The sequence below is a fragment of the Bradyrhizobium cenepequi genome (genome assembly GCF_020329485.1).
GTDB classification, from domain to species: Bacteria; Pseudomonadota; Alphaproteobacteria; order Rhizobiales; family Xanthobacteraceae; genus Bradyrhizobium; species Bradyrhizobium cenepequi.
Window position 1 is genome coordinate 1 of record NZ_JAGKJI010000185.1, and the last position, 659, is coordinate 659.

Sequence of the window (659 nt, forward strand, 5' to 3'; positions counted from 1 at the left end):
ACACGCGGCACCGATCCGAGCTTCTCCCCCGCCCGGCTGCGGACCTTCTCAATTAACCCCAGCAGCCCCGCATGATCGCCGCCCTCCAGCTTGTGACGCGACATCCGATCCCGATCCGGGCTGTGCAGCGTCACCAGCCACGTCTTCTGACTGAGTTCGATCGCAACGAAAATTGTGCCATTATGGCCGGTGGTGGGCGTGTCTACGGTCGATGCTTGCATCTGACTCTCCGAGGGTTCGAGTGTGGAAACCCAAACCTATCGGAAAGGCCACGCTCACCGCCCCATGGAATCTACAGGAGTGCAAGCCTAATCCCTGCTCACAGGCGTCTGGATGAAGCCGCGGTTGTGGGTCGGGCTGATCAGGATCTCGTTGACGCAGACCCGCGGCGGCAGGCTGGCGACGAAGGCGATGGTGCGGCCGAGATCTTCCGGCTGCAGCATCTTGGCCTGCTCGGCCTCGCTCGGCACCACCGGCCGCAACTTCAGGATCGGGGTTGCGACTTCGCCTGGCGACAGGCAGCAGGCGCGCAGGCCGTTGACGCATTCATCCATGTTGAACGAATGGGTTAGCGCCAGCACCGCATGCTTGGTCGTGGTGTAGGCCGGCCCCGGCATCTTCGAGACGTGGCGTCCGGCCCAGGAGGCGACGTTGATGAC

General features: G+C 63.4%; 1 protein-coding gene and 1 pseudogene. Both read right to left on the bottom strand.

Features of this window, described 5'->3' with window-relative positions; genetic code table 11:
• A pseudogene (locus J6497_RS40850) lies at nucleotides 1-221 on the bottom strand (hypothetical protein); the annotation flags it as partial.
• An 87-nt stretch (nucleotides 222-308) separates the two neighbouring features.
• The coding region (locus tag J6497_RS40855; protein ID WP_225709774.1) for an SDR family oxidoreductase at nucleotides 309-659 on the bottom strand (351 nt) is incomplete at its 5' end.